The following is a 26904-nucleotide window of genomic DNA, read 5'->3' on the forward strand; positions in this document are numbered from 1 at the left end:
AGTGGTAGTTAGGGAAATATGTCCTCCCCAACAGAGCAATTGCTGTGCCGGAGTGCCGCTTTTTGCCGCCCTTGCCACTTTTACAGCCCAGACTGCTCTTTTTTGCCAGGCCTGCCACCCCACGCTCCGTTTCCGGCCAAAATGGCAGCAGCAGGAGGCTTTTTCTGGTTTTTGCGCGGTCGCAGGTGCCAGGTAAAGGACGAGGAGCGGGGGAAGTCCGACTGCCGGGCCTTGCCTTGCTCCTCCCCCTTTGGGGGTTGGGGGGCCAACATTCTCCCCCCTTCGGGGGGTCGGGGGGGAGCACCTGCGGCCGCGCCCTGAACCAAGCGCCCCCCGCATTGTTTTTCCCGGTACTATGATGGTATTACTCTACATCGGCATTGTCTTGGCCACCGTGGCCGGAATGGAATTTGTGGCCTGGGCCGCACACAAGTACCTGATGCACGGCCTGCTCTGGAACTGGCACGAAGACCACCACCGCCCCCACCACCAGGGCGACGGCTTTTTCGAGAAGAATGACCTGTTTTTTCTGGTCTTTGCCATCCCCAGTGCGGCGTCCTACATCATTGGGCTCAACGCGGCGGGCTGGTTTTGGCTCACCTTCGTCGGCATCGGCATCAGCATTTACGGCGTCATCTATTTCCTCATCCACGATGTGTACATCCACCGCCGTTTCTCCTGGTTCCGCCACCTGGATAACCGCTACAGCCGCGCCATCCTGCGGGCCCACGGCCACCACCACGCGGTAACGGAAAAGGACGGCTGCGAAAGTTTTGGCCTGCTGGTGGTCGACGAAAAGTACTACGGCAAACGCAGCGACTGGGACCGGCAGCCCAAAGAAGCCACAAAAGCGTAATTTAGCCCCCAAAGCCCGGCATTATGGAAGATCGGCTACTGGATAAAATCGCGGAACCCTTTAATCTGAAGCTCCCGGAGTACTCCTCCATGGAGGAGATGATCGAAGAGGTGCTTCCCGCCGTAGCGAAATACTCAGATCCTACGCTGGACGACGAAGACGCCGCCATCTTCAAAACCGACTGGGTATTGATGAGCGACCAGGTCGGCAACACCGCCGTCAGCCTCCACACTTTCCGCCCTTCTGGCGAGATCCGCATCGCCATTGATGGCGCCATCGAATCGCGCTCTTTTCAAGTCGTGAAAGCCAGGCGCATCATCATGGGCTATAGCCTGAGCCGGGACAGCGTCCTCTACGAACTGGCCTTCATGGACAGCGATTTCCTGATCCTGCGCCGGCACGGCAACGCCGCCAACCATAAGCAGAAATACGTTTTCTTCTGCTCCGAACCCATTGGCACCCGCCTGACCTGGGACGAGGCCCTGGAACGACTCGTCGGCAAATACCGCGACAACCAGATGCCCTGGCTGCTGGTGCTGGTCGTTATTTTGGTCCTCGTGGGTGCGGTCATCTACTTCCGCTAGCGTACAGGCCCCGTCCCCCCCCATCAGTTTCCAAAAATACCAGCCGCCACACGGAAGGTATTGGCGTGGGCCTCAATGATCGTGGCCAGGCGCGTGGAGTAGCCACCGCCCATGCTGACGGCTACGGGCAGTTGCCGGTCTTTACAGGTCTGGAGTACAAAACGGTCGCGCTCGCGGCAGCCCGCCAGGGTGCAGGAAAGCCGCCCGAGTTTGTCGCTTTCCAGAATATCGACGCCGCTGAGGTAGAAGGCCAGGTCGGGCTGCACCTCGTCGAGCACGGCGGGCAAAACACGGTAAAGCTGCTCGAGGTAGGCCGCGTCGCCGGTGCCATCGGGAAAGCCCAGGTCGAGGTCGGAGACCATCTTCCGGGCCGGATAATTGCGGGCCCCGTGGAAACTGAGCGTGAAAACACGGGGCTCGTTGGCGAAGATGCTGGCCGTGCCGTTGCCCTGGTGCACGTCCAGGTCAATCACGATGGCCCGCTGGATTTCCCCGGCGTGGAGCAGTTCCGTGGCCGCAATGGCGATGTCATTGAAAACACAGAATCCTTCGCCCCGGTCGGCAAAGCTGTGGTGCGTCCCCCCCGCAATGTTGAGGGCAATGCCCTCGCGCCAGGCGTGGCGGGCGCAGTCGAGCGTCCCCTGGGCAATCACCCGGCCGCGCTCGATGAGCTCGGGGCGCATAGGGAAGCCGATGGCGCGGATTTCCTTGGTGCTGAGCGTTCCGGTCTTGAGCTTGTGCCAGTATTCCGGTGTGTGGGTCCGCAGGATGGCAGCCTCGGGCAAGGGCGCTGGCGCGAAAAAGTCGTCTTCCGTCACCGTGCCTTCGTACAGCAGTTGCTCCGGCAACAGGCTGTACTTCTCCATCGGGAAGCGGTGCTGCGCCGGCAGGGAGTAGCGGTAGATGGGGGAGAAGGCGATCTTCAATGAGTGAATGCGTGAATGAGTGAATGAGCGAATGCTGGTGGCAGCAGTGCCCCATGTGTGCTACAAATTAAACTACTCCTGGTCGCCCTTTTCAAATTTGGAGGTAAAGCATTGAAAATAAACATCTTATAAAATATTTGTTTTCAAAAAGAAGAAATTCCGGAGGAACAATTCCCCCTGTTACGTGAGGTAGGCCAATAGCTGCGTTCCTGCATACGGCGGTCACGCATTCACTACGCGGCTGCCTACGGCGGTCACCCATTAAATTCGCTAACACCTATCTCGCCTATCACGTGCGGTAGCCCATTCACTCATTAGCTACGCTGCTGCCTACGGCGGTCACGCATTCACTCATTATATCAATTGACCCGCTTAAAAGCATAATCCTTAAACCGCAGGATATTGACGAACTTATTTTCGAAATGATCCAGCGTAGCCTCTTCGAAGTTGGTGGCGTTGGCGGGCACGCGGGCCACGGGCTCAAAGCGGAAGCGGGTGTGGAGCAGGTCTTCGGGGCTGCGCTCCAGTTCGTGTTGGAAGCGGGTACCGTGTTGGGCGGCCATGCGCAGGAAGTAGCGCGTTACGTCGTAGCCCACGTAGGCTTCGTCGCGGGGCAGTGCTGCGAAGCGTTCGAAGAAATTCTTGCGGAAGGCCCGGACGGCAGGATCGAGTTTATCGATGAAGACGCTGGCACTGACGTGGACGTTGTTGCCTTCGTAGTAATCAAAGTTGATCCGGGTGTAATCCATCCACTGCGGCAGGCCGTAAACGGCTACCCCGTTGCCGAAATCGTCGCGGGAATTGGAATACAGCAAACGCAGGAAGTTGGCCACGAAAGATTCGTCTTCGTAGATCGGGACGATGAACACGGTCTTGCGCCCGTTGAGGTAAGGGCTCAGCGTGGCGTTGGGGTTGTTCATCTTCACCACGATTTCTTCGAGGGGCTTCACCTGGGCGTTGTTGGTCAGGATCTTGTACTCGTCCTGCAGGTAAGCCAGGCGGCTGGCCTGGGCGGCGTCGCCGGAGGTGACGAGCACGATGCGGTCGGCATTTTGCGTCTGGTAGGCGTGTTGCAGCAGGGTACGCAGGTGGGTTTCCAGCGTGGGGTTTACCTGGACATAATTGGGGTTGTCCTGGCTGATGTCAGGTGCTGCGCTGTAGGGGGAAATGAGGACGGTTTCCATCCCCCGGACGGCCTCGGCCAGGGCGGCAACGTTGTCGCGCAGGTAGGGGCCGATGACGAGCTGGGCCTGGCGGAATTCATTGGTTTTAGCCAGGTCCTTGGTCCGTTCGGGACTGGCCTTGGTATCCTGAACGGTGACGTTGTAGTTGGTACCGTTGCCCTGGGCGCGCAATTCATCCAGGGCCATGCGGGCACCGCTGTAGAAGTGGAGGGCCCACAGGGAGTTGGGGTCGATGCGGTCTTCGCTGCCGAGGTATCGGTTGGTCAGGAAGGGCAGGGCGAACTCCACGTTGTAGGCGCTCAGCAAGCGGGAGCCGGACGGGGAAGTTCCCACCTGGGCCACGGGGTTGGCCCCGTTGCTGCCCCCGGGCGTGGTGGGGTTGGTGCCGGGCGGGGGGACGTAGACCGAGCTGCCGTCTTCCACAATCGGGGGGGTCCGGGTTTCGGAAACGGTGGTCCACTGGACGGTGTCCATTCGGTCCGTAGGCGCATTTTCTACGTAGATGTAGGTTCCCGTTTCGGGGTCGTACACGCGGCGGCTCTGGATGGGGTCCAACTCCTGCCCATCATTCCCGCTGGCCCGGTCATCGGTACGGACGGGGTCCTTGGTCGGCGATACGGCGGGTTTGAGTGCCTCGCAGGAGTAGCTAAGGGCCAGCACAAGCACCCAGAAAAGGAAGGCGCCAGGCTTATTCCCACTCAATGGTGGCCGGTGGTTTGGTACTGATGTCATAAACGACGCGGTTAATCCCTTTAACATTATTGATGATCGAGCTGCTGACGGAGGCCAGGAAATCGTAGGGGAGGTGGCTCCATTCGGCCGTCATTCCGTCGGTGGAAGTTACGGCCCTTAACGCTACGGCTTGCTCATAAGTGCGTTCATCGCCCATTACGCCGACGGACTGCACGGGCAGCAGGATGGTGCCCGCCTGCCAGACCTGGTCGTAGAGCCCCGCCTCGCGGAGCTTATCGATGTAGATCGCATCGGCTTTTTGCAGGAGCGCGACTTTTTCGGGCGTGATGTCCCCCAGAATACGGATGGCCAGGCCAGGCCCGGGGAAGGGATGGCGTTTGATCAAACGATCGGGCATCCCGAGTTCAGTCCCCACCCGGCGCACTTCGTCTTTGAAGAGGAAACGTAGGGGCTCGACGATTTTGAGCCCCATTTTGGCGGGCAAACCACCCACGTTGTGGTGGCTTTTGATGGTGACGGAGGGTCCGTGGACGGAGACGCTCTCAATTACGTCGGGGTAGATCGTCCCCTGGGCGAGGTATTTGATGTTGGTCAGCTGCCTGGCTTCGCGGTCAAATACGTCGATGAAGGTCTTACCAATGGCCTTGCGCTTTGCCTCGGGGTCGGTCAGGCCAGCCAGGGCGGAGTAAAACTCCTGCCGCGCGTCGATGCCCGTTACGTTGAGGCCCATGCCGGCGTAGCTCACCAGCACTTCGTTGAATTCGTTGTGGCGCAAAAGACCGTTGTCGATGAAAAAGCAAAACAGCCGGTCCCCGATCGCCTGGTGCAGCAGCATGGCCGCCACCGAACTGTCTACGCCCCCGCTCAGGCCCAGCAAGACGCGGTCTTCGCCCACCTGCTCGCGCAAACTCGCCACGGTCTCTTCCACGAAATGCGCCGGCGTCCAGCTGCCCGAACACCCCGCAATGTCGATGACGAAATTGTGCAAAAGTTGCTTCCCCTCCAGGCTGTGGTAAACCTCGGGGTGAAACTGGATGCAGTAAACGGGCGCACCAAAGGCCCCGGGCTTGCTGCCGTATGCGGCCACCTCTACGTCGGCCGTACTGGCCAACAACTCGAACTGGTCGGGAATCTCCTTAATGGTGTCGCCGTGAGACATCCACACCTGGCTGCCCGGTGCCATGCCCGCCAGGAGCCCTTCGCTGCGGTAGATTTTATCCAGGTGGGCCTTGCCGTATTCCCGGCTATCGCTGCGGGCTACCGTACCCCCAAAGTGCTGGGCCACGTACTGCGCACCGTAGCAAATACCCAAAACGGGGCGCTGCCCGATCAGCGGAGCCAAATCAGGGTGCAGGGCCCGTTCTTCGCGCACGGAGAAGGGGCTGCCACTCAAGATGACGGCCTTTATCGTGTCGTCCAACGCAGGAACTTTGTTGTAGGGCACGATCTCGCTGTACACGTTGAGCTCGCGGATGCGACGGGCAATCAACTGGGTATACTGGCTGCCGAAGTCGAGGATGAGGACTTTTTCCGTCATAGACCGCGAAGGTAGTACCTCCCGGCGGTAGGCAGGTAGTGTAGGGTCAGAAATTCGGGCGCAGACAAGCTTAGCTGGCCTTGCGGGCACTAATCCGAGCCTCAATCCATTTGTTCCTGCCGCTCCCGCTCCCGCTTGGCTTTCCAGCGGGCATTCTTGCGCTCCAGGTAGGTAGCCGAGCGGTTACTCAACCAAGTGCTGACGAAGCCAAAAACCAGCCAAAACAGGAGGGTGCTGCCTACGTGCTCAGCGTTCATCTCTACGCCATCGCGGTAATCGATCAACAATAACACTCCGCCCATCCACAGGCCGAAAAGCAGCGATTTGAGGGCGAAGGCAGCATTCGACATAAACTAAGGTTGTACGTAAAACAAAAAAATATCTCCCAAGATAAGGCCAAGCGGGCAAAAAAATTGTTAGACCAATCTAACTTCACCCCAAATCTACGGGACCGCATGAGCGAAGCATCCTTATTCGAAATTCTTTCCGAGGTCTGGGCCTTGCGCGCCATCGTTGCCAGCAGCATGGTTGGCCTGATGTGCGGCGTACTGGGCTGCTTCATCGTCCTCAGGAACATGTCGTTGGTGGGCGACGCCCTGGCCCACGCTATTCTGCCCGGCGTGGTGGTGGCCTACATGATTGCGGGCTACAGTACTTTGGCCTTTTTCAGCGGGGCCGTGGCGGCGGGTTTGCTCACGGCCTTTGGCATCACCTGGATCCAGCAGCGGGTAAAAACCAAGAATGACGCGGCAGTAGGCATCGTCTTTACCTCCATGTTTTCCCTCGGCGTCATCCTGATCAGCCGCATCAGCCGGGAGGATGGGGTGCACCTGGACTTAAAAGACTTCCTCTTTGGCTACGCCCTCGGCGTTTCGGATACGGATCTGCTGCTCACGGCGCTGGTGATGGTCTACGTTCTGCTCTCCGTCGTGGTGTTTTACCGCTACTTGTTTGCGGCGACCTTCCAATCGGTGGTTGCCGAAACGATGGGGATTCCCGTCCGGCTGTTGCACTATTTTCTCATGCTGCTGCTCAGCTTTGCGGTGGTGGCGAGCTTACAGACCGTGGGGGTCATTCTGGTGGTGGCCATGCTGATTACGCCGGCGGCCACGGCCTTGCTGCTGGCCCAGCGTTTGCAGGCGGTGCTGGTCATTGCCGGCTTCATCGGCATGCTTTCGGCCATCGTAGGAATGGTCGTGGCCGTGTGGCTGAACACGCCGCCCGGACCGGCCATGGCTCTGGTGGCCACGGGCATCTACGCTCTCACGGTGGTTTTTGCCCCCACCCGGGGGATGCTGGCCCGGGCCTACTTTCGCTACCAGCGCAATCAGCTGACCCTGCGCGAAGACATCCTCAAGCGGGTCTACGGCCAAAATCAGCAACTGCAGCAGGCCGACGCCCAGGCCATCCGCTCCGAACTCGACCTCAGCGACCGGCAATGGCAACGGCAACTGACCACCCTGCGCGGCAAAGGACTACTGGAAAAGGCCGACTTAAACCTCACCGACGGCGGAAAACTCCTGGCCCTCCGCCTCATCCGCGCCCACCGCCTCTGGGAGACTTACCTCAATCAGGAAGTGGGCCTTACCCCCGACCAGATCCACGAAGAAGCCGAACGCCTCGAGCACCTGCTCACCGAGGAAATGCTCGATCGCGTCGACGCCGAACTGGGGTATCCCGAGACGGACCCCCACGGTTCCGTCATCCCCGGCAAAGAAGTTTGAGGGCGCGCCCGCAGGTGCCGGGGGGAGGACGACGGGCATTGCTCCACATCCCGCCACTTTGCACCTGCGGCCGCGCCCACCCTACTCTTCCGAACGATAGTAAATACGGCTTTCGGGCGGCACGCTGCGCACAATCCAGGTGTTGCCCCCGATGATGGAACCCGCGCCAATGACGGTGTCGCCGCCCAAAATGGTGGCGCCGGCGTAGATCACCACGCGGTCTTCAATCGTAGGGTGGCGCTTGGTGCGGGCCATGTCCTTACGCACGCTGAGGGCGCCGAGGGTAACGCCCTGGTACATCTTTACGTCGTCGCCAATAACCACCGTTTCGCCGATGACGATGCCCGTACCGTGGTCAATGCAGAAGCGCCGGCCAATCCGCGCTCCGGGGTGGATTTCAATGCCCGTCTGCCGGTGGGCCACTTCGCTGAGCATGCGTGGCAGCAGGGGGATGCCCAGGGTGCAGAGCCGGTGGGCAATGCGGTGCACGGCCAGGGCGTAAAAGCCGGGGTAAGTGCTCAAGACTTCGGTCCGGTTGCGTGCGGCGGGGTCGCCCGCCAGAATAGCATCAGCGTCCTCCGAAAGCGCCGCGTGGATGGCGGGCAAGGAAGCCTCGAAATCGTCGCGGAGCTCGGCGGCGGGCCGGGATAGCTTGGCCGCCAAGGTATCCAGAATCGTGTAGAGCTTCAGGTCGTTGGTCTGGTAGTGCAACAGAAAAGCCCGCTCGTTCGAGAAACGCGTGTCACTGAATTCCGGAAACAAAAATTCCAGCAAGCCATCCAGCCAATCCTCAATCAGTTGCGGCGAAGGCAACTCGCTCGCCGCAACGTGCTCCCGAAAGCGGGCCCGGAAAAAATCCTGATCCATCACGTGGTATTAAGAAAATAAAATGGAGCGGCAAGGTACTCCAACACCCGCAGCAGCCCGCAAGTTTTTACTCCCCTCGGCCACCAGCACCGAAGCAGGCGAAAAAGGGCCAGCCTCCGGAAAGACTGGCCCTTTTGCCATTTTTGGTTGCCCACGTTACGGGGATTTTTCTAATGCTGGTAGCGATCGCCAATGGCCATCTTCATTTTTTGGCGGGCCAGAAAGATGCGGCTCTTGACCGTCCCGATGGGAATGTCCATCTGGTCGGCAATTTCTTTGTACTCGTAGCCCCGGAGAAACATCATGAAGGGAATCCGGTAGATTTCGCCGATGCCGTCCAGCATGCCTTTGAGCTCTTTCAGGCGCATATCGTGCTCCCCTTGGTTCGGCACCGCGCTGTGACTCTCCAGCGCAAAGGTGAAGTGTTCAATGGGTTGGTTTACGTGTTTACGGCTTTTGTTTTTGCGGTAATTGTTGATGTAGGTATTCCGCATGATGGTAGACACCCAGCTTTTAAAGTTGGTGCCCATCGTAAACTTATCGCGGTGGCGGTAGGCCCGCATGCTGGTTTCCTGGATGAGGTCCTGGGCATCCTGCTGACTGCGGGTCAGCCGCAGCGCAAATGAAAAGAGCAGATTTTCGAGTTTGCCGATTTCCTGAGTGAATTCCTGTGGTGTCATGATACGTAAGTGTGCTGTTGTGAATTGATCTATCGTAAGTACGCCTTAGTTTAGATGACTAAGACAAGTACTACTATCAACAACCGTACCAAAATCACAACACACTAGTAATCAGACCATTAATCCTGGTCATTGACAAAAAATTTGTTTAAATATAAAAAAATGACTAAATAAAAACCCGCCGCAGCAGCCTTGGGCGCGGTCACAGGTGCTCCCCCCCCCCCGAAGGGGGGAGAAAGTTGAGGGAGCGGGGGAGGTCGATCGGGCTGCTCCCCCGCTCCGCAGCCCGTTTTATTCCTGGGGCAGGAAGCCCATCACACTTTTCCGGAGGTCGCTGCGGTAGTCCGTCGGCGTCCGGCCAATGTGTTTCTTGAAGGCCCGGTTGAACTGGCTCAGGGAGTTGAACCCGCAGTCGTAGGCCACCTCGGCGATGGTCGAGTGCTCGTCGGCCAGCAACTTGCAGGCGTAAACGATCCGGTAGTTCGTCAGGTAAGTGATAAAGGTTTTGCCCGTCACCTTCTTGAAGTAGCGGCAAAAGGCCTGTTCGGACATCGAGGCGATGCGGGCCACCTCCGGCAGGGGGATATCCCGGCGGAAGTGCTCGCTGATGAACTGCTGGACATCGTTAAAGCGGTCGTAGCCGTGGGTGGCAATCTGCAGGTGGAGTCCATCGACGTTGAGGGATTCAAACTCGTTCGATACGGCCAGTTGGTGGAGGATATCGATCAGCAGCAGCATCCGGCTCAGGGGGTCCAGATTGATCAGGCGTTCCATTCGGGAGCCTTGCACGGTGCGCGTCGTTCCGTTGAAGGAAATGCCGTTGCGGGCGCGGTCCATCAGGTCACTGACGTGGCGCATCTCGGGGAGATTCAGGAAGTCGGCATTCGGGAACGAAGCACTGAATTGCACCACCGTTTCGGCCTTGTTGCCCGTGAAGCGGTCGGTAAAACCCCAGTGAGGCAGGTTGGAACCGATCAGGATCAGTTCGCCGTCGCGGTAGTGGGAAACGTGGCTGCCGACGTGCCGCCGGCCATGGCCACCGCGAACGTAGACCAGCTCCAACTCGGGGTGGTAGTGCCACTTGGGCAATTTATTGGTACGATCCTTCGGGTTGGGGTAGTGCTTCACCAGAAAAGAGGCTCCGGGTGAAGGCATAACACGCTCCAGGATGGGAAGGCTATTGGCGTCCATGGGATGAGGTTAGTGTACTTTAGACGATAAGTCAATACAAAGTAACAACCGTTGGGCCGTTAGTAGTTGTGAACAGGCAAAAATTTAACCTTGAGGAAAGGGTTTCTACCCCGTCGAAACCAGTGTAAAACCGGGCAGTTCCGGCCACTTAGTGTACAATGTACACCAATTTAACGGGCCCAAAGGCCCACTTTGCTAAAAACTGCATCACACCTGCCAATTTATGCGCAAAGTGCAGCGAAAATTCGCCCCAACTTTGCAGTATCAAAAGATGAGGTCGGACATGCGGCACCGCCAAACAACCTCTTCGCTATGCAAAGATTAACTGTTTTACTCTTACTCCTCTTCAGCCTCGGAAACGTCCGGGCTTCCATTGATCCGCTCGACATTGTTGTGCTGACCGATGTTTCTTCCCGAACTTTCGTACTGCGTACCACGCTGGAAGTGAGCGAAGAGACGACCCTTGACATCCTCGACCACACGGAAAACTCCCTGTACCGGATCACGCTGGCCAAGGGACAATTCCTCAACAAGCGCTATCCACTCGCTACCCTGCCAGCCGGGCAATACACCCTCGTCTTTACCGACTCCCGCGGACGTACCACCCAGCCCATTGTAGCCACTGGCGACGAAGTGACCCGCGACCTCAAGCAAGCCCAAAGGATTTACTACCCACGGGTTGACCTGAGTGCCAATCGCCTCCTCGTTGTCAATTATCCCAACGAAAGCAGCCGTCGGGTCTCCATCGCCCTGGTGGGCCAGGACGGCGCTACCGTCTTTACCGACCAGGTCAAATCCGACGGCCCCGTGAAGCGTGCTTACCAACTCGATAAACTCGCCCCCGGCGATTACTACGTGACCGTTGACGCCTCCAACGTCAAAAAACACGTCACAGCCATTCAGCTGTACTAAGAATTTTGCATGATCGACTTTAAGTTTCGCCCCCTCCGCCTACATTGGCGGAGGGGGCTTTTTTTTGCCCTCAACTACCGGGAGGTTGAGCCCTTGTAATGATCACTACTAGTTGGTCTTCAACGACTTTTAGCAGGCAGTTCGGTAGTTTTGCAGGTCGATGCCCCTCTGCCGAACTACAAAACTACCGAACTAACTACCTTCAGCCCACCATGAAGATCATCGAATTTGCAGAACCCCACCGGCGCAAGCATTTCGCCTTTTTCAGCCGGATGGATCAACCCCACTTCGGCATTACGGCGGAGGTAGACGTTACGGACTTTCTGGCGCTGGTCCGCCGCTCCCCTACCCTGCGCTTCACGCCCGCGCTGGTGTACCTCATTACCCGGACAGCCCTGGAACTCCCGCCCTTTTGCTGGCGCATCCGGGGCGAAACGGTGGTTGAGCATGCCACTTTACGCCCCAGTTTCACCGTGCCTACGGCCGAATCTGCCGTCTTCAGCTTCTGTACGGTGCCCTACGCCGCCGACCCCGCAGCATTTCACCAGCGGGCCGTGCAGCAAATGGCCCTGCGCGCTAGCAGCCCCAGCCTGGACGATGACCCGGATACGGACGACTACCTTTTCCTTTCCGCCTTCCCCTGGGCCAGTTTTACCAGCGTTACCCACGCCATGCACTACAGCCCGGGCGACAGCGTTCCGCGCATCACCTGGGGAAAGTACTTCGGGCGTGCGGGGCGGATAATGATGCCCCTGGCCGTACACGCTCACCACGCCCTCGTGGACGGCAGCGATCTGGGCCGTTACTACCAGAAAATCCAGGGCCACCTCAACCAGTGCGAAAAAATATTTGCAAATTTCGCATGATTTTTCTACTACCCGAACGAAGGATTATTTGGGAGAGTGGGAGGGGCCGCCGAAACATTCCGTCCGCTGGTGCCTGGGCGCGAAATAAAGACGGGAAAATCCTGACTTCCCCTACTTTCCAACGACTTGCGCTGCACCTGCGCCCGCGCCCAAAAGCTTTGTAAATCAGCGCGTTCTGCTTAATTTTGTATTAAGGTTCAGGTTAGTGTACAACAAACACTATCTCGCTGGGTAATCACAAACAAACCACCCATCCAACCATGATCAAAAAAGCGTACGTTAAATCCAAGCAGCTCTACGAAGTAACTTTCGAAGTTCCCACAACGCTGGTGGGAGAAAACCGCGACATCCGGGTGCTGGCCAACTTCAACGACTGGAGTTGGGACGGCGGCCTGGTGATGAAAAGCGGCAAAGGGGCCTACAAGGCCGCCACTCACCTGCCCGCTGGCCACTACCAATTCCGCTACCTGGCGGATGGCTGGGACTGGAGAAACGATGACCAGGCGGAGGCCTACACCGACTCCGGCTACGGCACCATCAACTGCTGCTTCGCCCTCGATGCAGTAAACAAAGTTGCTGCCGCCCCCAAGGCTCCGGCCAAGCCCGCCGCGAAAAAAGCCGAAGCGAAACCCGCCGCCCCCAAGGCCGCAGTAAAGAAGGCCGAGGCCACCCCACCCGCCGCCAAGAAAACCGCCGCCAAAGCCGCTCCCGCCAAGACCGAAGCCAAGAAGGCCGACGACCTGAAGCGCATTGAAGGCATTGGCCCCAAGATTGCCACCCTGCTCAATGAGGCCGGCATCTACACCTTTGCGGAACTGAGCAAAGCCAGCCCGACCATGCTCGCCGACGTCCTCCAGGCCGCCGGTGCCCGCTACCGCCTGGCCAAGCCCGGCACCTGGCAGGAGCAAGCTTCCCTGGCCGCCGCCGGCAAGGAAGAAGAACTGAAAAAACTCCAGGAGGAACTCAAAGGCGGCGTGCGTTAAGCCCGTCCCCACCCTGGGTTCATATTCCCCCGAATAACAGGCCCGGGTCGCGTTCCAATACGCGCCCGGGCCTTTTTCGTGGGGGAAGACGCTTTGGCTAGTCGATTTTGCGGATACCCACGGGCAAAGTGGGTTCCATTTCCACAAAAACGCTGGGCATCGTGTAGGTACTCACAGCACCCGTGATCAGGTCTACCCCCCAGCAGAGGATACAGGTAAGGTTGAGGATGGAAACGCCGTTGAACTGCGTAGGCAATTGGAGGTACTGGTCTTCGTACCCTTCCAGTTCAAAGCCGACCCAGCGGCCGTTGATTTGGCGGCGAACGTCGAGCAGGATGGGCGTTTTGCCCACGGCGTAGCCATCAATCACCACTTTAACGCCACTGGGCTCGGAGGTGAACAGGATCTGGTCGCGCGTTCCGGTGAAGAGGGTGGCGCAGCTGCTGCTGAGGAAAAGTGAGAGAAACGCAAGGGAAGTAAACAGGCGCATGGTAAATGGGGTTGTGATTGGGTAATTGGAATTGTCGGGCAGAAAGATAGTCCGGCCGCCCAAGCAGACTGCGCGTTTGCCCAATTATAAGATTGAATTAACACCGTTCGCCTCCCTGGCCGTCCGGAGCGACTGGCCACAAAAGCGACCTGGCCCTGCGAGCAGACGGGGACGATGTTGTTAAAATTCCTATTTTCACCCCGGGGAGGCCCTGGCCTTTCCGTATGCTAAAAAAACCGCCCATGCAATCTACTTCTTCCGTCATTGCCCATAGCCTTTTCACCGATTACGACATCAGCCTGTGGAAAGCGGGGAAAAATTTTCGGGCTTACGATAAGCTGGGCAGCCACGTCATTGAAGTGGATGGCCAAACGGGCACCTACTTTTCCGTTTGGGCTCCTTCGGCACGCACCGTCAGTGTTTTCGGCGACTTCAATGGCTGGAACCGCAACGCTCACCCGCTCTACCCGCGGTGGGATAGTAGCGGCATCTGGGAAGGCTTCATCCCCGGTATCGGCAACGGCACGGTCTACAAGTACGCCCTCCAGGCCGGCAACGGCGCTTCGCTCGAAAAAGGAGACCCCTTCGCCCGCCTGTGGGAAGTCCCCCCGAAAACCGCCAGCGTAGTGTGGGATACTTACTTTGAGTGGGAAGACACCGACTGGATGAAGAACCGCATCGAGTCCAATGGCATCGACCGCCCCTACTCCGTCTACGAAGTCCACCTCGGCAGCTGGAAAAAGCCCGGCGGCACCACCAGTCTCAGTTACCGGCAGCTGGCCGTGGAACTGGTGGAATACCTGCAGGAAATGAACTTCACCCACGTGGAGTTTTTGCCCGTTATGGAACACCCCTACTTCCCCAGCTGGGGCTACCAGGTGACGGGCTACTTTGCCCCTTCGAGCCGTTTTGGGGGACCACAAGATTTCATGTACCTCGTGCAGGAGCTCCACAAAGCCGGCATCGGGGTGATTCTCGACTGGGTGCCCAGCCACTTCCCCAACGATGCCCACGGCCTGGCCCAGTTTGACGGCACTCACCTCTACGACCACGCCGACCCCCGCAAAGGTTTTCACCCCGACTGGAAATCGGCCATCTTCAACTACGGCCGCAATGAGGTCCGCTCCTTCCTGATTTCCAACGCCCTGTTCTGGCTCGACCGCTACCACGTTGACGGTTTGCGCGTAGATGCTGTGGCTTCGATGCTCTACCTCGACTACAGCCGCAAGGCCGGCGAATGGATCCCCAACCAGTACGGCGGCAACGAAAACCTCGAAGCCATCAGTTTCCTGCGGGAATTCAACGAAACGGTGTTCCGGGAATACCCGGATACGATGACCATTGCCGAAGAAAGCACCGCCTTTTCGGGCGTCTCCCGCCCCACCTACGTCGGGGGCCTCGGCTTTGGCCAAAAGTGGATGATGGGCTGGATGCACGATACCCTGAACTACTTTAAAAACGACCCCATTCACCGCAGTTACCACCACGGGGAAGTCACTTTCAGCCTCGTGTATGCCTTCAGCGAAAATTTCATGCTGCCGCTCAGCCACGATGAGGTCGTTCACGGCAAAGGGCCGCTCATCGACCGTATGCCGGGCGACGACTGGCAGCGCTTTGCCAACCTGCGGGCCATGTACGGCTACATGTACACTCACCCGGGCAGCAAACTCTTGTTCATGGGCGCCGAGTTTGGCCAGACCAGCGAGTGGAGCATTGAGCGCGGACTCGACTGGGCGCTGGTCCAGTACGCCCCCCACGCCGCGTTGAAAAAATTTGTGGCCGACCTCAACCTGCTCTACCGCCAAACCACCGCCCTCTACGAACAGGCTTACCACCCGCGGGGCTTTGAATGGATTGACATTGGCGACCACCAAAACAGCGTCCTGAGCTACCTGCGTCGTGGCAAAACCGACGGCGACGTGGCCATCGTTATCAATAACTTCACCCCCGCCGTGCGCCACCACTACCGAGTGGGCGTCCCCGCCGAAGGCAATTACCGTTGCCTCATCAATAGCGACGACGAGCAGTACGGTGGCACTGGCAATTACGACCTTTCCCTCCTCCCTTCCGCCCCCTCGGAATGGAACGGACGCCCTTACCACGTAGAGTTTACCCTGCCCCCGCTCAGTACCGTAGTGCTCCAGTTGGAAAAGCCCGTCGCAGCAGCAGCGAAGCCCAAAGCCAGCCGCAAGAAAAAGGTTTAGTGGGCGCGGACGCAGGTGCTCCCCCCCGGCCCCCCGGAGGGGGGAGAAAGGACAAGGAGCAATGGAGAAGTCCCCCTGATCCTTTTAAGCCCCCAAAAAAAGGGTAAAACACGGTGAGCTATTAGCAACTGGGCCTAATCCAGCAAGCGCCAGGTAACGCCGAAACGAATGGCCGCATCGGGGTAAGGGTGGTCCGCAACCAGGTACAGCAGGCGCTCAGCATCCCAGGTGGTGTTGAGCTGGTTGTACTTGATGAAAAAGCGGAAGCGCGTCACCCGCATGCTGAAGAAAGGGTCGATTTGGTACTGAAAGCCCGTCGATTGCCCTTCCTGCAACTGAAATTGCTGGACCACGGGGTTGTAGTAGTAAGGCCGAAAGCCGGAGGCGTAGCGGAGGTCGAAGCCCACGTTGACGTTGAGGACCTTGAACCACTTGCCGGCGTAGTAAAAGCTGTGCTCGCCGTAGAGGCGGGGCAGGCGGAACACGTCCTGGTCAACCTCCTGCAACAAGACGCGGTTGGCAACGCGCCAGCGGCCGAAGCTGAAGTCGCGTTCTGCCGTCAGTTGCAGCAGGCTGTTGACGTCGCTGGCCTGGGTGGGCACCCCTTCAGCGTTGAAGTACACGTAGTTTGTAAGTAGCGTATAGGCCAGGCCCGCGCGGATCCGGACGAGGGGCAGGGTGTAAGCTCCTTCCAGACGGGCCTCCAGCACTTTGCCGAAGCGGTTGTTCCAGAGCGTCTCTCCGTTGAGGCGGTAGACCTGCTGCACGAGGTCGGGCGCGTAGAGTTGGTTGAGGGCCCGCAGCTCCAGGACCCCACCGACGCCGAGGTCGAGCGTGCCCTCTCCTTCGATGCGGTAGTCGCCGACTTGCCCGACGATGTTGAGTTGGCCGGAAATCAGCAGGTTGAGCCGGTCGTTGGGCCGCAGACCGATTTTCCCGTGGGCCAGGAGGTTGTTTACCGTTGAGTCGCCGTCTTGCAGGATACGGTGGTAGAGGTGGGTCAGGCCCAGCTCTAGGACGTCGCGCTGGACGCTGGCGCGGTTGCCCGACTGTCCCCGGCGGAAAGTGGAAATGGAAAAGTCGTTCTCCAGCACCCGGTGGCTAATCTGGTTACGGACGCCCCGGGGATCGATGAGCAGGGCGGGAAAGCGGCGGTAAAAATTGGCGGTATCCTGTTCCGTTGCTTCGGAGGTGACCCGGTAGCGGCTGGCGTCGTACCGCAGGCGGTGGCGGAGGGTGAAGGCCCGCCGCTCCAGTCCGCTGAGGCTGTCCCGTTGGCCGCCGAACTGCAGGTACTGGGTAGCCATCAGTTCGCGGTTGCTGTGGCGCAGGCGGGTGTTTTCGAGGTAGGGCGTCAGGTTGCGGATGTTATCGACCTCCCCGCCATTACCGATGTTGGCAAAAGACTCGGCGACGATGCCGCCGTTCTGGAGTTGCTCGTAGGTGTTGGCCGTAAAACTGAAAAAGCCACTGTAGCGGCTGCCGGATGGCCGTACGCTCAGGCCGGTGCCGACGTGGGTGTTGCGCAGGTTTTGGCCGGGGTACTGGTCTTGGGTACCCTGCTGGGAGATGCGGGTATAATCGAGGATGAGGTTGACGCCGTCGGCAAAATTGCGGCTGAATTTGGCTTTCACCCAGTAATCTTCCTGCTCGCTTTCCCGTACGTAGCCCAGGTAGGTGAAGGGATGCTCCAGGCGGTAGTAGTCCAGGTTTTCGCCGTTGAGGGTGTAAAGGTCAAACTGCCGCAGGCCGATGGCCGTCCCCCGCCGGGTGATGGGCGTATAGCGCAGGGGGTAAGCCGCTCCGCCGCGCTGCCCGATGGTGGCGTAATCGTAGGCCACTTTCCGGTCGGGCTCGTACAACTGGAAGCCATCGAGCAGGGAATCCCGCCAGTTTTTTTCCACGTTGGGGTTATCGACCTGGTAGAGAAAGATGCCGAAGGTGTCCAGAATTTCCTCGCGCTGCTCCTGGGCGCGGGCGCGGCGGTTCTCGTTGGGGTCAAAATTCGGGTCGCCCTCCCGCGGGGTGAGGGGCGTGGAGGGATCAAGTACCTGGGCATTCAGGCCAGTACCAAACGGCAGGGCCAACAGCAGGCAGGCCAGTCGCCACCAGCGGAGGCGGGGCGCCACCGAAAGCGAAGGAAAGAGGGGGCCACCGGAAGAATGCTTGCTACTGCTCATGCTCCGCAAAGAAACGACGAAAGCGAGGAACGTGGCCCCGGGCCGACGGGATTAGGAGAAGTTTAAGGGCTGGGTGGGCGAGCAAAGCCTCCTTCCTCCCCTGCTCCCTCAACTTTCTCCCCCCTTCGGGGGGTCGGGGGGGAGCACCTGCGACCGCGCCCTGTGGGAATTACTGCACGCAAAAAAGCACTGCGTCTTGCCCGCAATGCACCGCCACTCCGGAAGCAGTACCTATCTTCGCCCAGCTAAATCAACCCCTACGCCGTGTCCAACAGCGCTATTTTGCTTATTCATTGTCCGGATCAACCCGGGCTCGTGGCCCTGGTCACCGAGTTCGTCCACAAAAACCGGGGCAATATCCTGAACCTGGACCAACACGTAGACCGCGACCTGAACCACTTTTTCATGCGCATTGAGTGGGACCTGGCCGGCTTCATCATCCCCCGGGAGAAGATCAATGATTACTTTGCCACCCTCATCGGCAATGCCCACGGCATGAAGTGGCAGTTGAAGTTTACCGAGCACAAACCCCGGATGGTGCTCTTCGTCAGCAAGGCCAGCCACTGCCTCTACGACATTTTGCAGCGCTACGGCACCGAGGAATTTAACTGCGACATCCCGGCCATCGTAAGCAACCACGAGCACCTGCGCTACATCGCCGAACGCTTTGACATCCCCTTCCACTACCTGCCCATCACCGCCGTCAATAAAGCGGAGCAGGAAGCCAGAACCATCGCGCTACTGGAAGAGCTGGAGGCAGATTTTATTGTCCTGGCCCGCTACATGCAAATCCTCTCCGACGATTTCTGCCAGCACTTCCAGCACCGCATCATCAACATTCACCACTCTTTCCTCCCCGCTTTCAAGGGCGCCCGCCCCTACCACAGCGCCTTCGAGCGCGGCGTGAAACTGATCGGGGCTACGAGCCACTACGTTACGGCCGATCTCGACGAGGGGCCCATCATCGCCCAGGACGTTGAGCGGGTCAGCCACCGCGACGGCACCGAAGACCTCCAGCGCATTGGCAAGGACGTCGAAAAACGCGTCCTCAGCCGGGCCATTTATCTCCAACTCCAACACCTCATCCTGCCCTTCGGCAACCGGACGATCATCTTCCACTAAGCCATGTTAAAAGCCACCAACATCACCAAGAGCTACGGCTCGCTGCAAGTGCTCAAGGGCGTAGACCTCCAGGTCGGCAAGGGCGAAATCGTCAGCATCGTCGGTAAATCCGGCGCGGGCAAAAGCACCCTGCTCCACATCCTGGGGACCCTCGACCGGCCCGACGGTGGCCAGCTGCTGGTGGATGGCCAAGACGTCTTCAAGCTGCGCGAAAAGCAACTCGCCGCCTTCCGTAACCAGCACATCGGCTTCGTTTTTCAGTTTCATCATCTGCTGCCCGAGTTCACGGCCCTGGAAAACGTCTGCATCCCCGGCTACATCCATAAGAGCGACGTAGTCACCACCCAACAACGGGCCAAGGAATTGCTGGACTACCTTGGCCTCCAAAGCAGGATGGACCACAAGCCCTCCCAACTCAGCGGCGGCGAACAGCAGCGCGTAGCCGTCGCCCGCGCCCTCGTCAATTCTCCCGCCATCGTCTTTGCCGACGAGCCCACCGGCAACCTCGATTCCACCAACTCCCAGGAACTGCACAAACTGCTGTTTCAACTGCGCGACGACTTCGGGCAGTCCTTCATCATCGTCACCCACAACGAAGAACTGGCCAAATTGAGTGACCGGCGCCTGGAAATGGTGGATGGGGTGCTTTAGTAGTTCAGTAGTATAGTAGTTCAGTAGTTTAGTAGTTCTGTAGTTTAGTAGTTCTGTAGTTTACCGGTAACGAGTGAACTATGAACTATAAACTATGAACTATGAACTATGAACTATGAACTATGAACTATGAACTATGAACTATGAACTATGAACTATGAACTATGAACTAATCACCTCCGGGGCAGCACGTCAGAGACGGGGATGCGGACGGTAACACGGGTGCCGGTGGCCTCTCCGTTTTCGTCGTGGAGGTCTTCGATCAGGACGCGGTTTTCGGGGTCGTTGGTGAGCAACTCCAGGCGGGAACGGGTAATGTCGGTGCCGCGGGATTGGTGGTAGGGCCGGGTATTGTCTGAACGTTGCATTTCGCGGACGCGGGTGCGGCCGATGCCGTCGTCGGTCACGGTAGCCTTGATGTTGTCGTCGTCATCGTCAATGGCTTCAAAGCGAACGCTGATGTGGCCCTTGGGGCGGGTGCGCAGGCCGTGTTCGATGGCGTTTTCGACGTAGGGTTGGAGGATCATGGTGGGGACGCCCAGGACGTCCTCCTCCAGGTCACCGACCAGTTCTACCTCATAGCTGAGTTGCCCGCCGAAGCGGAGGTGGCAGTTGATGTCGAGATAGTCTTTGAGAAAGCTCACTTCATCCTCCAGCGTGATGTATTCGCGGTTGGTGTATTCCAGGCTGCGGCGCATCAGCATGGCAAACTTGGCCAGGTAGCGGGAGGCGGTGCTGGCGTCGTTGGTGGTGATGAACGACTGGATGCTGTTGAGCGCGTTGTACAAAAAGTGGGGGTTCATCTGGGCCCGCAACGCCCGCAGTTGGAGTTGGCTGGCGCGGAGTTGGAGGCTTTCCCGTTCTTTTTCCCGGATCTCCGCCTCAAACTGGGCGGCAAATTCTTCCTGTCGTTTGGCGTCCTGCAGCTCGTGGTAGCGATCGAGGTAGACGTTGTAGCGCATCTGGAGGTCGTAGGCCCGGGGGTAATCCCCCGATTCGGCGTAGCAGGTAGCCAGCATTTGGGATATTTCCACGATCTGCCCCATTACGGAGAGGCCAGCGTCTTCGGCGTGGGGATCGAGGGAATCGAAGGTCTGCTGCAACTTATTGATGGCGGCGGGCAGGTCTCCGTCGGCGTACTGCAACTGGGCCCGGGCAATTTCTACGGCCACGAGCTGCTGTCGGGGCGGCTCCTCCTCGGCCAAAAAGAGCTGCTCCGCCTGGTCGAGCAACTGCGTGATGACCTCCGAAGGTTCCCCCGTTTCGTAGTAGCACAGGCCGAGGTTGACGTAAGCCGAAGCCAGGGCGCGACGGCTGCCGTTGGCATTGGAATTGATGATGGACTGAAAACCCGCGATGGCTTCTTCGTGCGCGCCTTTTCCGAGGAGAACTTCGCCCAGCGCCAGTTGGTGCCAGGGCAGACGGGCGTAGAGCCCCTTCTCCTCGCAGCGGGCGATGGCCCGCTTAAAGGCGGATGCGGCCTTGTCTTCGCTGTCGGGCCGCGTCAGCAGGGTACCCAGGCCGTAGTGGACCAGCGTGTAGAAATAATGGTCTTTCAACACCAGCTCAAAACTGCCGCCGGAGAGGAGGCGGTCGGCCTCCAGGAAGGTAGGGATGGCCTTGGCGTAGCTGAAGGAGTGAATGTAGAGGTATCCGTGGCGGCACAGAGCGCGGGCGCGCAGTCGGTCGGAGGGAAAAGACCCCAGAAAGCGTTCGGCCAGCTCGAAATAATCGCGGGCGGGCTCCAGTTGCCCGAGGTTGATGAGGATGCCCACGTAATCCAGGTACACTTCGATCTTGTCGGCAATGTCCCCTTCCCGGTCGACGGACTTTACCGCCTCCTGCATGGCCACCAGCGCCAGCCGATCGGCGTAAACCTGGTTCTCGAGGTTGCCGAGGTGCTGGTAGTAGAGGAAGCCCACGCTCTGGTCGGGGGTGGCTTCGTAAGCGTCTTTAAGGTCTTGGAGCAACTCCCGCGCCCGGGTCGGCTGGGTATAGACGTAGTGGCTGATCAGGCGATCGAGGGTACGGATGCGGTCCATCGGCTTGCTGGTGCCGGCTAGTTTTTTCTCCAGCAGCTTGATGTCCCGCGGAGCGCTTTGTGCATTGAACATGGGTAGGTGAAATCGGTGGCGCTCCGGGGCGGATTTCCCAGGCAGCGCGGAGGTGGGGGAATACGGGGCAAGCCCAGCGGTTGGTCCGCAAAGCTACTCCATCCCACGCCAAAAGTTTACTGGGGGATGATCCCGCCGCACACCCGGCGCAACCAGCTGCCGCGGCGTTTACCGCCGGTCACCTGGTCCATACTCTTGCGGTCCAAAATTTTGTCTTTTTGGTCCCGCTTCAGTTCCTCGATAGTTTTTTTCCCGTTTTGAGACATAGAGAGTTCCTTGAAAGTTTCACGTTCTGATGATTCAACCACTGTGTAGACTGGGCACGCCGTTCTGCCAGGAACGAATACCGCTCCAAAAATAGGTATAATCTCTGGGATATTAAAGTACTTCCTGCAATATCCTGAGTTGAGTCATGAAGGCGGGGCGGCGCCGACGGCTCACTTCGATGTGGATACCGTCGTCCATGATGAGGTAGCCACCGTCTCCCTTTACAAATTTTTTCATGTAGTTCATGTTGATCACGTGCCGTTTATGTACCCGGTAGAAGTTAAACGGGGCCAACATGTCTTCGTAGGCTTTGATGGTTTTGGAGGCCGTAATTTTGTTGCCCCCGACCAGATAAATGTGGGTATAATTGTCTTCGGCTTCGAAGCGGACAATGTCGCGGATCTTCACAAAGTGGATCCCATCGAGGGCGGCGATGGAGAGTTTATCGAAGGCATTGGGGTGGCTGGCGTACTGCTGCATCACCTGCAGGCGCTCCTGGGTGCGGCCCTGCTTGCGCGGGCGCACGCGGGCCACCGCCTCAATGAGTTGCACGTGGTCGATGGGCTTGAGGATGTACCCGATGCTGGAATACTCGCAGGCCTTGATGGCAAACTGGTCCCAGGCCGTCACGAAGATGATGTCGAAATCAATGCTGGTGAGGCGGTTGAGGAGCTGGAAGACCTTACCGTCCTGGAGGTTAATGTCCAGAAAGGCCACGTCGGGGTTGATGTCGGGGTCTTCGAGCAGGCGCAGGCCACTTTCCACCCCGTCGGCGTCGCCAATCACCTCAATGTCTTCGCAGTGCTCGGCGAGCATGTGCTTGAGGTTAATCAGGCCGTTGCGTTCATCCTCAATTATTACGGCATTCAGTAGCATGGATAGTTTTTTTTGTGCCGGGCCACAGTCCTCAAAGGGGTGCTGCGGTGCGGTGGTTTGTTTTGGCTGCGCAGTTTTTTTTTACACTGGGCGCGTCCGCAGGTGCATCCCCCCCATCCCCCCGAAGGGGGAAGAAAGACTAAGGAGCAAGGCGCGAACGGCTGACAAATGTACGATTTTTCATTTTATTCATTGTGCGCCATTGACGGAACGCTCCTTCTGCCCGCCAAACGGGAGGGCTAACCCCTGCGCTGAAGCGGCGAGGACGCTTTCGGAAAGGGTTGAACCCCATCCCCGCCCCAGGCTTTGTACTTTTACCACCGCCGCAATTTCAGCACCCCATGATCAAGCAAAAGCTCCGCGACCGCATCCACGAGATCATCTTCGAGGCCGATACGCCCGCCGGGAAGCTTTTCGATGTCGTTCTGCTGGTCCTCATCATCCTGTCCGTCCTCACCGTGATGCTCGAAAGCTCCGAAGATTGGAGCGCGCAGTACGGCCGCGTTTTTTTCCTGCTGGAGTGGGCCTTCACCTTCCTGTTTACGCTCGAATACCTCCTGCGGCTCTACACCACCCGCAAGCCCCTTTCCTACGCGCTGAGCTTCTACGGCATCATCGACTTATTGGCCATCCTGCCCTCGTTCCTCAGCTTTTTCTTTGCTGGTACGCAGTACTTTGTGGTCGTACGCGTCATCCGCCTGCTGCGGGTCTTCCGGATTTTCAAGCTGGGTATTTACCTGAGCGAAGGGGACCAACTGCGCAAAGCCATCATTGCCAGCCGCAATAAGATCACCGTTTTTCTTTTTACCGTTGCCCTCCTGGTCATCATCATCGGATCCATCATGTACCTCGTGGAAGGGGGCCAAAACGACGGTTTCAGCTCCATCCCCCGCGCAGTCTACTGGGCCATCGTCACCCTCACCACGGTGGGCTACGGAGACATCACGCCACAGTCTGACCTGGGGCAGTTCCTTTCCGCCATGGTCATGATCCTGGGCTACGCCATCATTGCGGTGCCCACCGGGATCGTTACCAGCGAAATGGTGAAGGACGGCCGGAAAAAAGAAGTTTCCACCCAGGTCTGTCGCTTTTGCGCCCGCGAAGGGCACGATAAAGACGCGCGGTACTGCAAATACTGCGGTAGCCTGCTGAATGCCGAAAATCCCCCCATCGCATAAGGTCTTAACGCTCTTTTAATTGTGTGTTCCTAAAATTTTAAGAACTGGAGGTGCAACCTTTGGGCATCAGCAATCGCCATTGCTGGTGTAAAACGTGAATACTGCGGGGCAAGCGTTCTCCGCCTTCTTCTCCTCCATCACCCAAATTTATTTGCACATGAGACTGCTAACTTTCTTCCTTTGCCTCTTCGCCGCCTCCTTTTTAAGCGCCCAGGCGGAGGCCAGCTTCGACGGTCCGGCCCTCGCCTACCGCGCCACCGAATCCACCCAGCCCCTGGCCAAGTACCAGAGCCGCGGCCGCGACCGCACGCTGCTGGGCGACCTCGACCTGAGCGGCATCTGGGGTGGCCCAACCTATAATTACTCCATGACGGGGGATGACTGGGCGCTCGTCCGCGGCGGCTTTGGCGGACTGGAATTCGGCAACGAGTTCTTCATCGGCTACGGCGGCTGGAAAGGCCGGGAAGACTTCACTACCGACGACGGTAATGCCAATCGCTACAATTTCCGCCACAGCGGCCTCATCCTTGCCTACTCTCCCCTCTCCGAGAAACCCATTCACCCCCGCTTCACGGCTATCTTCGGCCCCGGCCGGGTCGAGATAGGAAGCTTCGATGACCGCTTTCTGGTGGGTCAGGCGATGGCTGGCCTGGAGCTGAACCTCTTCCAGTGGTTCCGCATCGGCCTGGAAGGGGGCTACCGCTTCGCCAGTGGCGTGGACCTTACCATTGTCGATGTCCCAGTGGTATCGGACAAAGACGTCTCTGGGGCTATTTTCCAGATTGAGGCCCGTTTCGGGTTCAGCAACTAGTAAATACTACTCTTTTTCCTCCAAGGGTCCGGGCTACGCGCCTGGGCCCTTTGTTTTTTTGGGGCTGGTAAATGGCTTTGCGACGGAGTGCTCAAGCTGGCATGTTGACTTACTTTGCTCCCTGTCCGAACTCCCCCCTTCGGGGGGTCGGGGGGGGAGCACCTGCGGCCGCGCCCGGCATGAAATACTGCGAAGCAAATAAAAAAAGCCACTGGCCCGGGCAGGACCAGTGGCTTTTGCGTAAGAAAAGGAGGCTTAGCCCATCTCCTGCACGACTTCTTTTACTTGCGGCATCATGCGCTTGAGCATGGATTCGATACCGGATTTGAGGGTGACCGTGGAGCTGGGGCAGCCGCTGCAGGAGCCCTGCATGATGACGGTAACGACGCCTTCGTGGTAGCTTTTGAACTCGATGTTGCCACCGTCCATTTCCACGGCGGGTTTCACGTAGGTATCGATGAGTTCCTTGATTTGGGTGACGGTTTCGGCCTCGTCTTCGCTGTAGGCGAAGCTATCGCCCCGCTCGGCTTCCAGGCGGGCCACCTCTTCGGCAAAACCCTCCTTGATGATGGGTTTCTCGTCCTGGAGGTAATCCTTGATGAATTCCTTGAGTTTGAGCATCACATCGTCCCAGGAGTAGTTGAACTCCTTCGTCAGGGTGACGTAATTGTTGGCGATGTAAACTTTCTTGACGTAGGGAAAATCGTAGAGGGCAGCGGCCAGTTCCGACCACTGCCGGGCGAATTCCTCCTCCTTAAACTCCGCCGTGCCGTTGTACAGCATGCGGTTGGTGACGAATTTCAGGCTTTCCGGGTTAGGCGTTTGCTCGGTGTACAGCAAGACTGGCCGTTTTTGGGTGACCACTTCACTCATTTTAGCTTGGTTTGGGGGCGCGCGGCCCGGTGATGCCTATTGAACACCCCGGGGGCTGGAGGGTTGAAGGTGTGGTGTGCATTTTGCTGGGCGCGGACGCAGGTGCTCCCCCCCGCCCCCCCGGAGGGGGGAGAAAGGACGAGGAGCAGGGAAAGTCAGGCCTCCCAGGGCTGCCGCCGCAAATTTCCCGGGGTGCCGCACCAACCATGTCCGCGATTCGTTCCATCTTTGAGCCAAAATCTACCAATACTAATGCGCCCTACTTTTTTGCTTTGCCTTGTTTTTCTCCTCACCAGCGCTGGCGTTCGCGCTCAGGAATTCAGCGGGGGCTTCCGCGCTGGCCTCAACTTCAACAGCTTCGACGGCCCTGCTGAGCAGAGCGCCGACGGAACGGTGAGCTACGAAAGCTTCCAGCGCACGACGGGCTTCCACGTCGGGGCCACTTTTGCTTTGGCGTTTACTGACTTGTTTGGCTTCAAAGCGGACCTCCTCTACAGCCAGAAAGGGGGGCAAATTGACTACGAAGGGCCTTCGTACTTCTACCTTTACTCCAACCCCGATGACCTGCAGGGCGACATCATCTTCGGCCAGCGCACCAGCGAGCACGACATCATCAACAGCTACATCGACGTGCCCGTTACGGCCTATTTCAAGCTCGGCAAACTGGAATTGGAGGGCGGCGTATCCGCTGGCTTTCTGGTGGCCAGCCGGGTTTCCGGGGCGGATACTTACCAGACCAACACTTTCGGGCTGGAGAACGACATCATTTTCAGCGTAGAGGGCAACTACTTCCGCGACCTGGCGGGTGGAGGCGGCGTCATCTCGCGTTCTACCACGCCCCTGCCGCGCACGGATGTGTTGCCTCCCGACGTCATCTCCGCCTTCTACAATTCGGACCGCGATGAGCCCCGTTACCGGCGGTACGACTTTGGCCTGATTGCCGGGGCCAGCTATTTCCTGAACAGTGGCCTTTACTTTGGCGTGCGCTACCAACACGGGCTGACGGATCTTTCCCGCGACGAAAACGATCTGCGCCTCACCAACGAAGACCGCGTGGGAGGGCGCGCGTTCAACGCTGGCGACGAAGACTTCAGCCGCTCCATCCAGGCGAGCGTCGGCTTCCGCTTTTAGGGGC

24 protein-coding genes are annotated in these 26904 nt (G+C 58.5%); 12 read left to right on the top strand and 12 right to left on the bottom strand.

Annotation, left to right across the window (positions count from 1 at the left end; all coding sequences use genetic code 11):
- Positions 1–355 precede the first annotated feature (355 nt).
- Both H9S92_RS01800 and H9S92_RS01805 read left to right on the top strand, forming a co-directional pair.
- The gene (locus H9S92_RS01800; protein ID WP_187465016.1) at positions 356–856 is read left to right on the top strand and encodes a sterol desaturase family protein; all 501 of its coding nucleotides are present in this window, start codon (positions 356–358) and stop codon (positions 854–856) included.
- A gap of 23 nt (positions 857–879) precedes the next feature.
- The gene (locus tag H9S92_RS01805) at positions 880–1440 is read left to right on the top strand and encodes a hypothetical protein (protein ID WP_187465017.1); all 561 of its coding nucleotides are present in this window, start codon (positions 880–882) and stop codon (positions 1438–1440) included.
- 23 nt (positions 1441–1463) lie between these two features.
- On the opposite strand, the gene H9S92_RS01810 is transcribed toward H9S92_RS01805, so the two are convergent.
- From H9S92_RS01810 to H9S92_RS01825, 4 genes are all read right to left on the bottom strand, one after another.
- Entirely contained in the window at positions 1464–2306 is an 843-nt protein-coding gene (locus tag H9S92_RS01810) for a histone deacetylase family protein (RefSeq protein WP_187465084.1), read from the bottom strand.
- Positions 2307–2725: 419 nt separating this feature from the next.
- Positions 2726–4282, bottom strand: a complete 1557-nt coding sequence (locus H9S92_RS01815; protein ID WP_187465018.1) for an ABC transporter substrate-binding protein — start codon at positions 4280–4282, stop codon at positions 2726–2728.
- The gene (gene guaA / locus H9S92_RS01820; protein WP_187465019.1) at positions 4239–5780 is read right to left on the bottom strand and encodes a glutamine-hydrolyzing GMP synthase; all 1542 of its coding nucleotides are present in this window, start codon (positions 5778–5780) and stop codon (positions 4239–4241) included. Before guaA ends, H9S92_RS01815 begins: the two co-directional genes overlap by 44 nt.
- Positions 5781–5881: 101 nt before the next feature.
- A complete protein-coding gene (locus H9S92_RS01825; protein ID WP_187465020.1) occupies positions 5882–6130 on the bottom strand; it encodes a hypothetical protein in 249 nt (82 codons plus the stop codon).
- Between the two features lie 105 nt (positions 6131–6235).
- Between H9S92_RS01825 and H9S92_RS01830 the strand changes: the two genes are divergently transcribed.
- Positions 6236–7504: a metal ABC transporter permease gene (locus H9S92_RS01830; RefSeq protein WP_187465021.1), complete on the top strand. Its 1269-nt coding sequence runs from the start codon at positions 6236–6238 to the stop codon at positions 7502–7504.
- An 81-nt stretch (positions 7505–7585) separates the two neighbouring features.
- Here the strand turns inward: H9S92_RS01830 and epsC are convergent, their stop codons facing one another.
- The 3 genes from epsC to H9S92_RS01845 all read right to left on the bottom strand — a co-directional run bounded on the left by epsC (position 7586) and on the right by H9S92_RS01845 (position 10242).
- A complete protein-coding gene (gene epsC, locus H9S92_RS01835; RefSeq protein ID WP_187465022.1) occupies positions 7586–8371 on the bottom strand; it encodes a serine O-acetyltransferase EpsC in 786 nt (261 codons plus the stop codon).
- A gap of 170 nt (positions 8372–8541) precedes the next feature.
- Complete coding sequence (locus H9S92_RS01840; protein ID WP_187465023.1) at positions 8542–9051, bottom strand: RNA polymerase sigma factor; 510 nt, start codon at positions 9049–9051, stop codon at positions 8542–8544.
- A 291-nt stretch (positions 9052–9342) separates the two neighbouring features.
- The gene (locus tag H9S92_RS01845; protein WP_187465024.1) at positions 9343–10242 is read right to left on the bottom strand and encodes a helix-turn-helix domain-containing protein; all 900 of its coding nucleotides are present in this window, start codon (positions 10240–10242) and stop codon (positions 9343–9345) included.
- A 312-nt stretch (positions 10243–10554) separates the two neighbouring features.
- Here H9S92_RS01845 and H9S92_RS01850 point away from each other — a divergent pair, with 312 nt between their 5' ends.
- The 3 genes from H9S92_RS01850 (at position 10555) to H9S92_RS01860 (ending at position 13003) form a co-directional block, all read left to right on the top strand.
- Positions 10555–11154 carry a hypothetical protein gene (locus H9S92_RS01850; protein WP_187465025.1) on the top strand — a complete coding sequence of 200 codons (600 nt, stop codon included), beginning with the start codon at positions 10555–10557 and terminating at the stop codon, positions 11152–11154.
- Between the two features lie 212 nt (positions 11155–11366).
- Positions 11367–12020 carry a CatA-like O-acetyltransferase gene (locus H9S92_RS01855; RefSeq protein ID WP_187465026.1) on the top strand — a complete coding sequence of 218 codons (654 nt, stop codon included), beginning with the start codon at positions 11367–11369 and terminating at the stop codon, positions 12018–12020.
- A 260-nt stretch (positions 12021–12280) separates the two neighbouring features.
- On the top strand, positions 12281–13003 hold the full coding sequence (locus H9S92_RS01860) for a DUF4332 domain-containing protein (protein WP_222935936.1): 723 nt from the start codon (positions 12281–12283) through the stop codon (positions 13001–13003).
- Positions 13004–13100: 97 nt separating this feature from the next.
- Here the strand turns inward: H9S92_RS01860 and H9S92_RS01865 are convergent, their stop codons facing one another.
- Positions 13101–13493 (bottom strand): PEGA domain-containing protein, encoded by a 393-nt coding sequence (locus tag H9S92_RS01865; RefSeq protein ID WP_187465027.1) that lies wholly within the window; start codon positions 13491–13493, stop codon positions 13101–13103.
- 242 nt (positions 13494–13735) lie between these two features.
- Between H9S92_RS01865 and glgB the strand changes: the two genes are divergently transcribed.
- Complete coding sequence (gene glgB / locus H9S92_RS01870; protein WP_187465028.1) at positions 13736–15697, top strand: 1,4-alpha-glucan branching protein GlgB; 1962 nt, start codon at positions 13736–13738, stop codon at positions 15695–15697.
- A gap of 134 nt (positions 15698–15831) precedes the next feature.
- On the opposite strand, the gene H9S92_RS01875 is transcribed toward glgB, so the two are convergent.
- A complete protein-coding gene (locus H9S92_RS01875) occupies positions 15832–17877 on the bottom strand; it encodes a putative porin (RefSeq protein ID WP_187465029.1) in 2046 nt (681 codons plus the stop codon).
- 264 nt (positions 17878–18141) lie between these two features.
- Here H9S92_RS01875 and purU point away from each other — a divergent pair, with 264 nt between their 5' ends.
- Both purU and H9S92_RS01885 read left to right on the top strand, forming a co-directional pair.
- Positions 18142–18999 (top strand): formyltetrahydrofolate deformylase, encoded by an 858-nt coding sequence (gene purU / locus H9S92_RS01880; RefSeq protein WP_187465030.1) that lies wholly within the window; start codon positions 18142–18144, stop codon positions 18997–18999.
- Between the two features lie 3 nt (positions 19000–19002).
- On the top strand, positions 19003–19650 hold the full coding sequence (locus tag H9S92_RS01885) for an ABC transporter ATP-binding protein (protein ID WP_187465031.1): 648 nt from the start codon (positions 19003–19005) through the stop codon (positions 19648–19650).
- 173 nt (positions 19651–19823) lie between these two features.
- Here the strand turns inward: H9S92_RS01885 and H9S92_RS01890 are convergent, their stop codons facing one another.
- Both H9S92_RS01890 and H9S92_RS01895 read right to left on the bottom strand, forming a co-directional pair.
- Positions 19824–21764 carry a tetratricopeptide repeat-containing sensor histidine kinase gene (locus H9S92_RS01890; protein ID WP_187465032.1) on the bottom strand — a complete coding sequence of 647 codons (1941 nt, stop codon included), beginning with the start codon at positions 21762–21764 and terminating at the stop codon, positions 19824–19826.
- 378 nt (positions 21765–22142) lie between these two features.
- Positions 22143–22907, bottom strand: a complete 765-nt coding sequence (locus H9S92_RS01895) for a LytR/AlgR family response regulator transcription factor (protein ID WP_187465033.1) — start codon at positions 22905–22907, stop codon at positions 22143–22145.
- A 341-nt stretch (positions 22908–23248) separates the two neighbouring features.
- Here H9S92_RS01895 and H9S92_RS01900 point away from each other — a divergent pair, with 341 nt between their 5' ends.
- Together H9S92_RS01900 and H9S92_RS01905 are read left to right on the top strand one after the other, a co-directional pair.
- Positions 23249–24085: an ion transporter gene (locus tag H9S92_RS01900; RefSeq protein ID WP_187465034.1), complete on the top strand. Its 837-nt coding sequence runs from the start codon at positions 23249–23251 to the stop codon at positions 24083–24085.
- Between the two features lie 157 nt (positions 24086–24242).
- Positions 24243–24896 carry a hypothetical protein gene (locus tag H9S92_RS01905; protein WP_187465035.1) on the top strand — a complete coding sequence of 218 codons (654 nt, stop codon included), beginning with the start codon at positions 24243–24245 and terminating at the stop codon, positions 24894–24896.
- A 255-nt stretch (positions 24897–25151) separates the two neighbouring features.
- Here H9S92_RS01905 and H9S92_RS01910 read toward each other — a convergent pair whose 3' ends face one another.
- Positions 25152–25769, bottom strand: a complete 618-nt coding sequence (locus H9S92_RS01910) for a NifU family protein (protein WP_187465036.1) — start codon at positions 25767–25769, stop codon at positions 25152–25154.
- A 252-nt stretch (positions 25770–26021) separates the two neighbouring features.
- Here H9S92_RS01910 and H9S92_RS01915 point away from each other — a divergent pair, with 252 nt between their 5' ends.
- On the top strand, positions 26022–26900 hold the full coding sequence (locus H9S92_RS01915; RefSeq protein WP_187465037.1) for an outer membrane beta-barrel protein: 879 nt from the start codon (positions 26022–26024) through the stop codon (positions 26898–26900).
- Positions 26901–26904 lie beyond the last annotated feature (4 nt).

This window comes from Neolewinella lacunae (assembly GCF_014349155.1).
In the GTDB taxonomy this organism is placed as follows: domain Bacteria; phylum Bacteroidota; class Bacteroidia; order Chitinophagales; family Saprospiraceae; genus Neolewinella; species Neolewinella lacunae.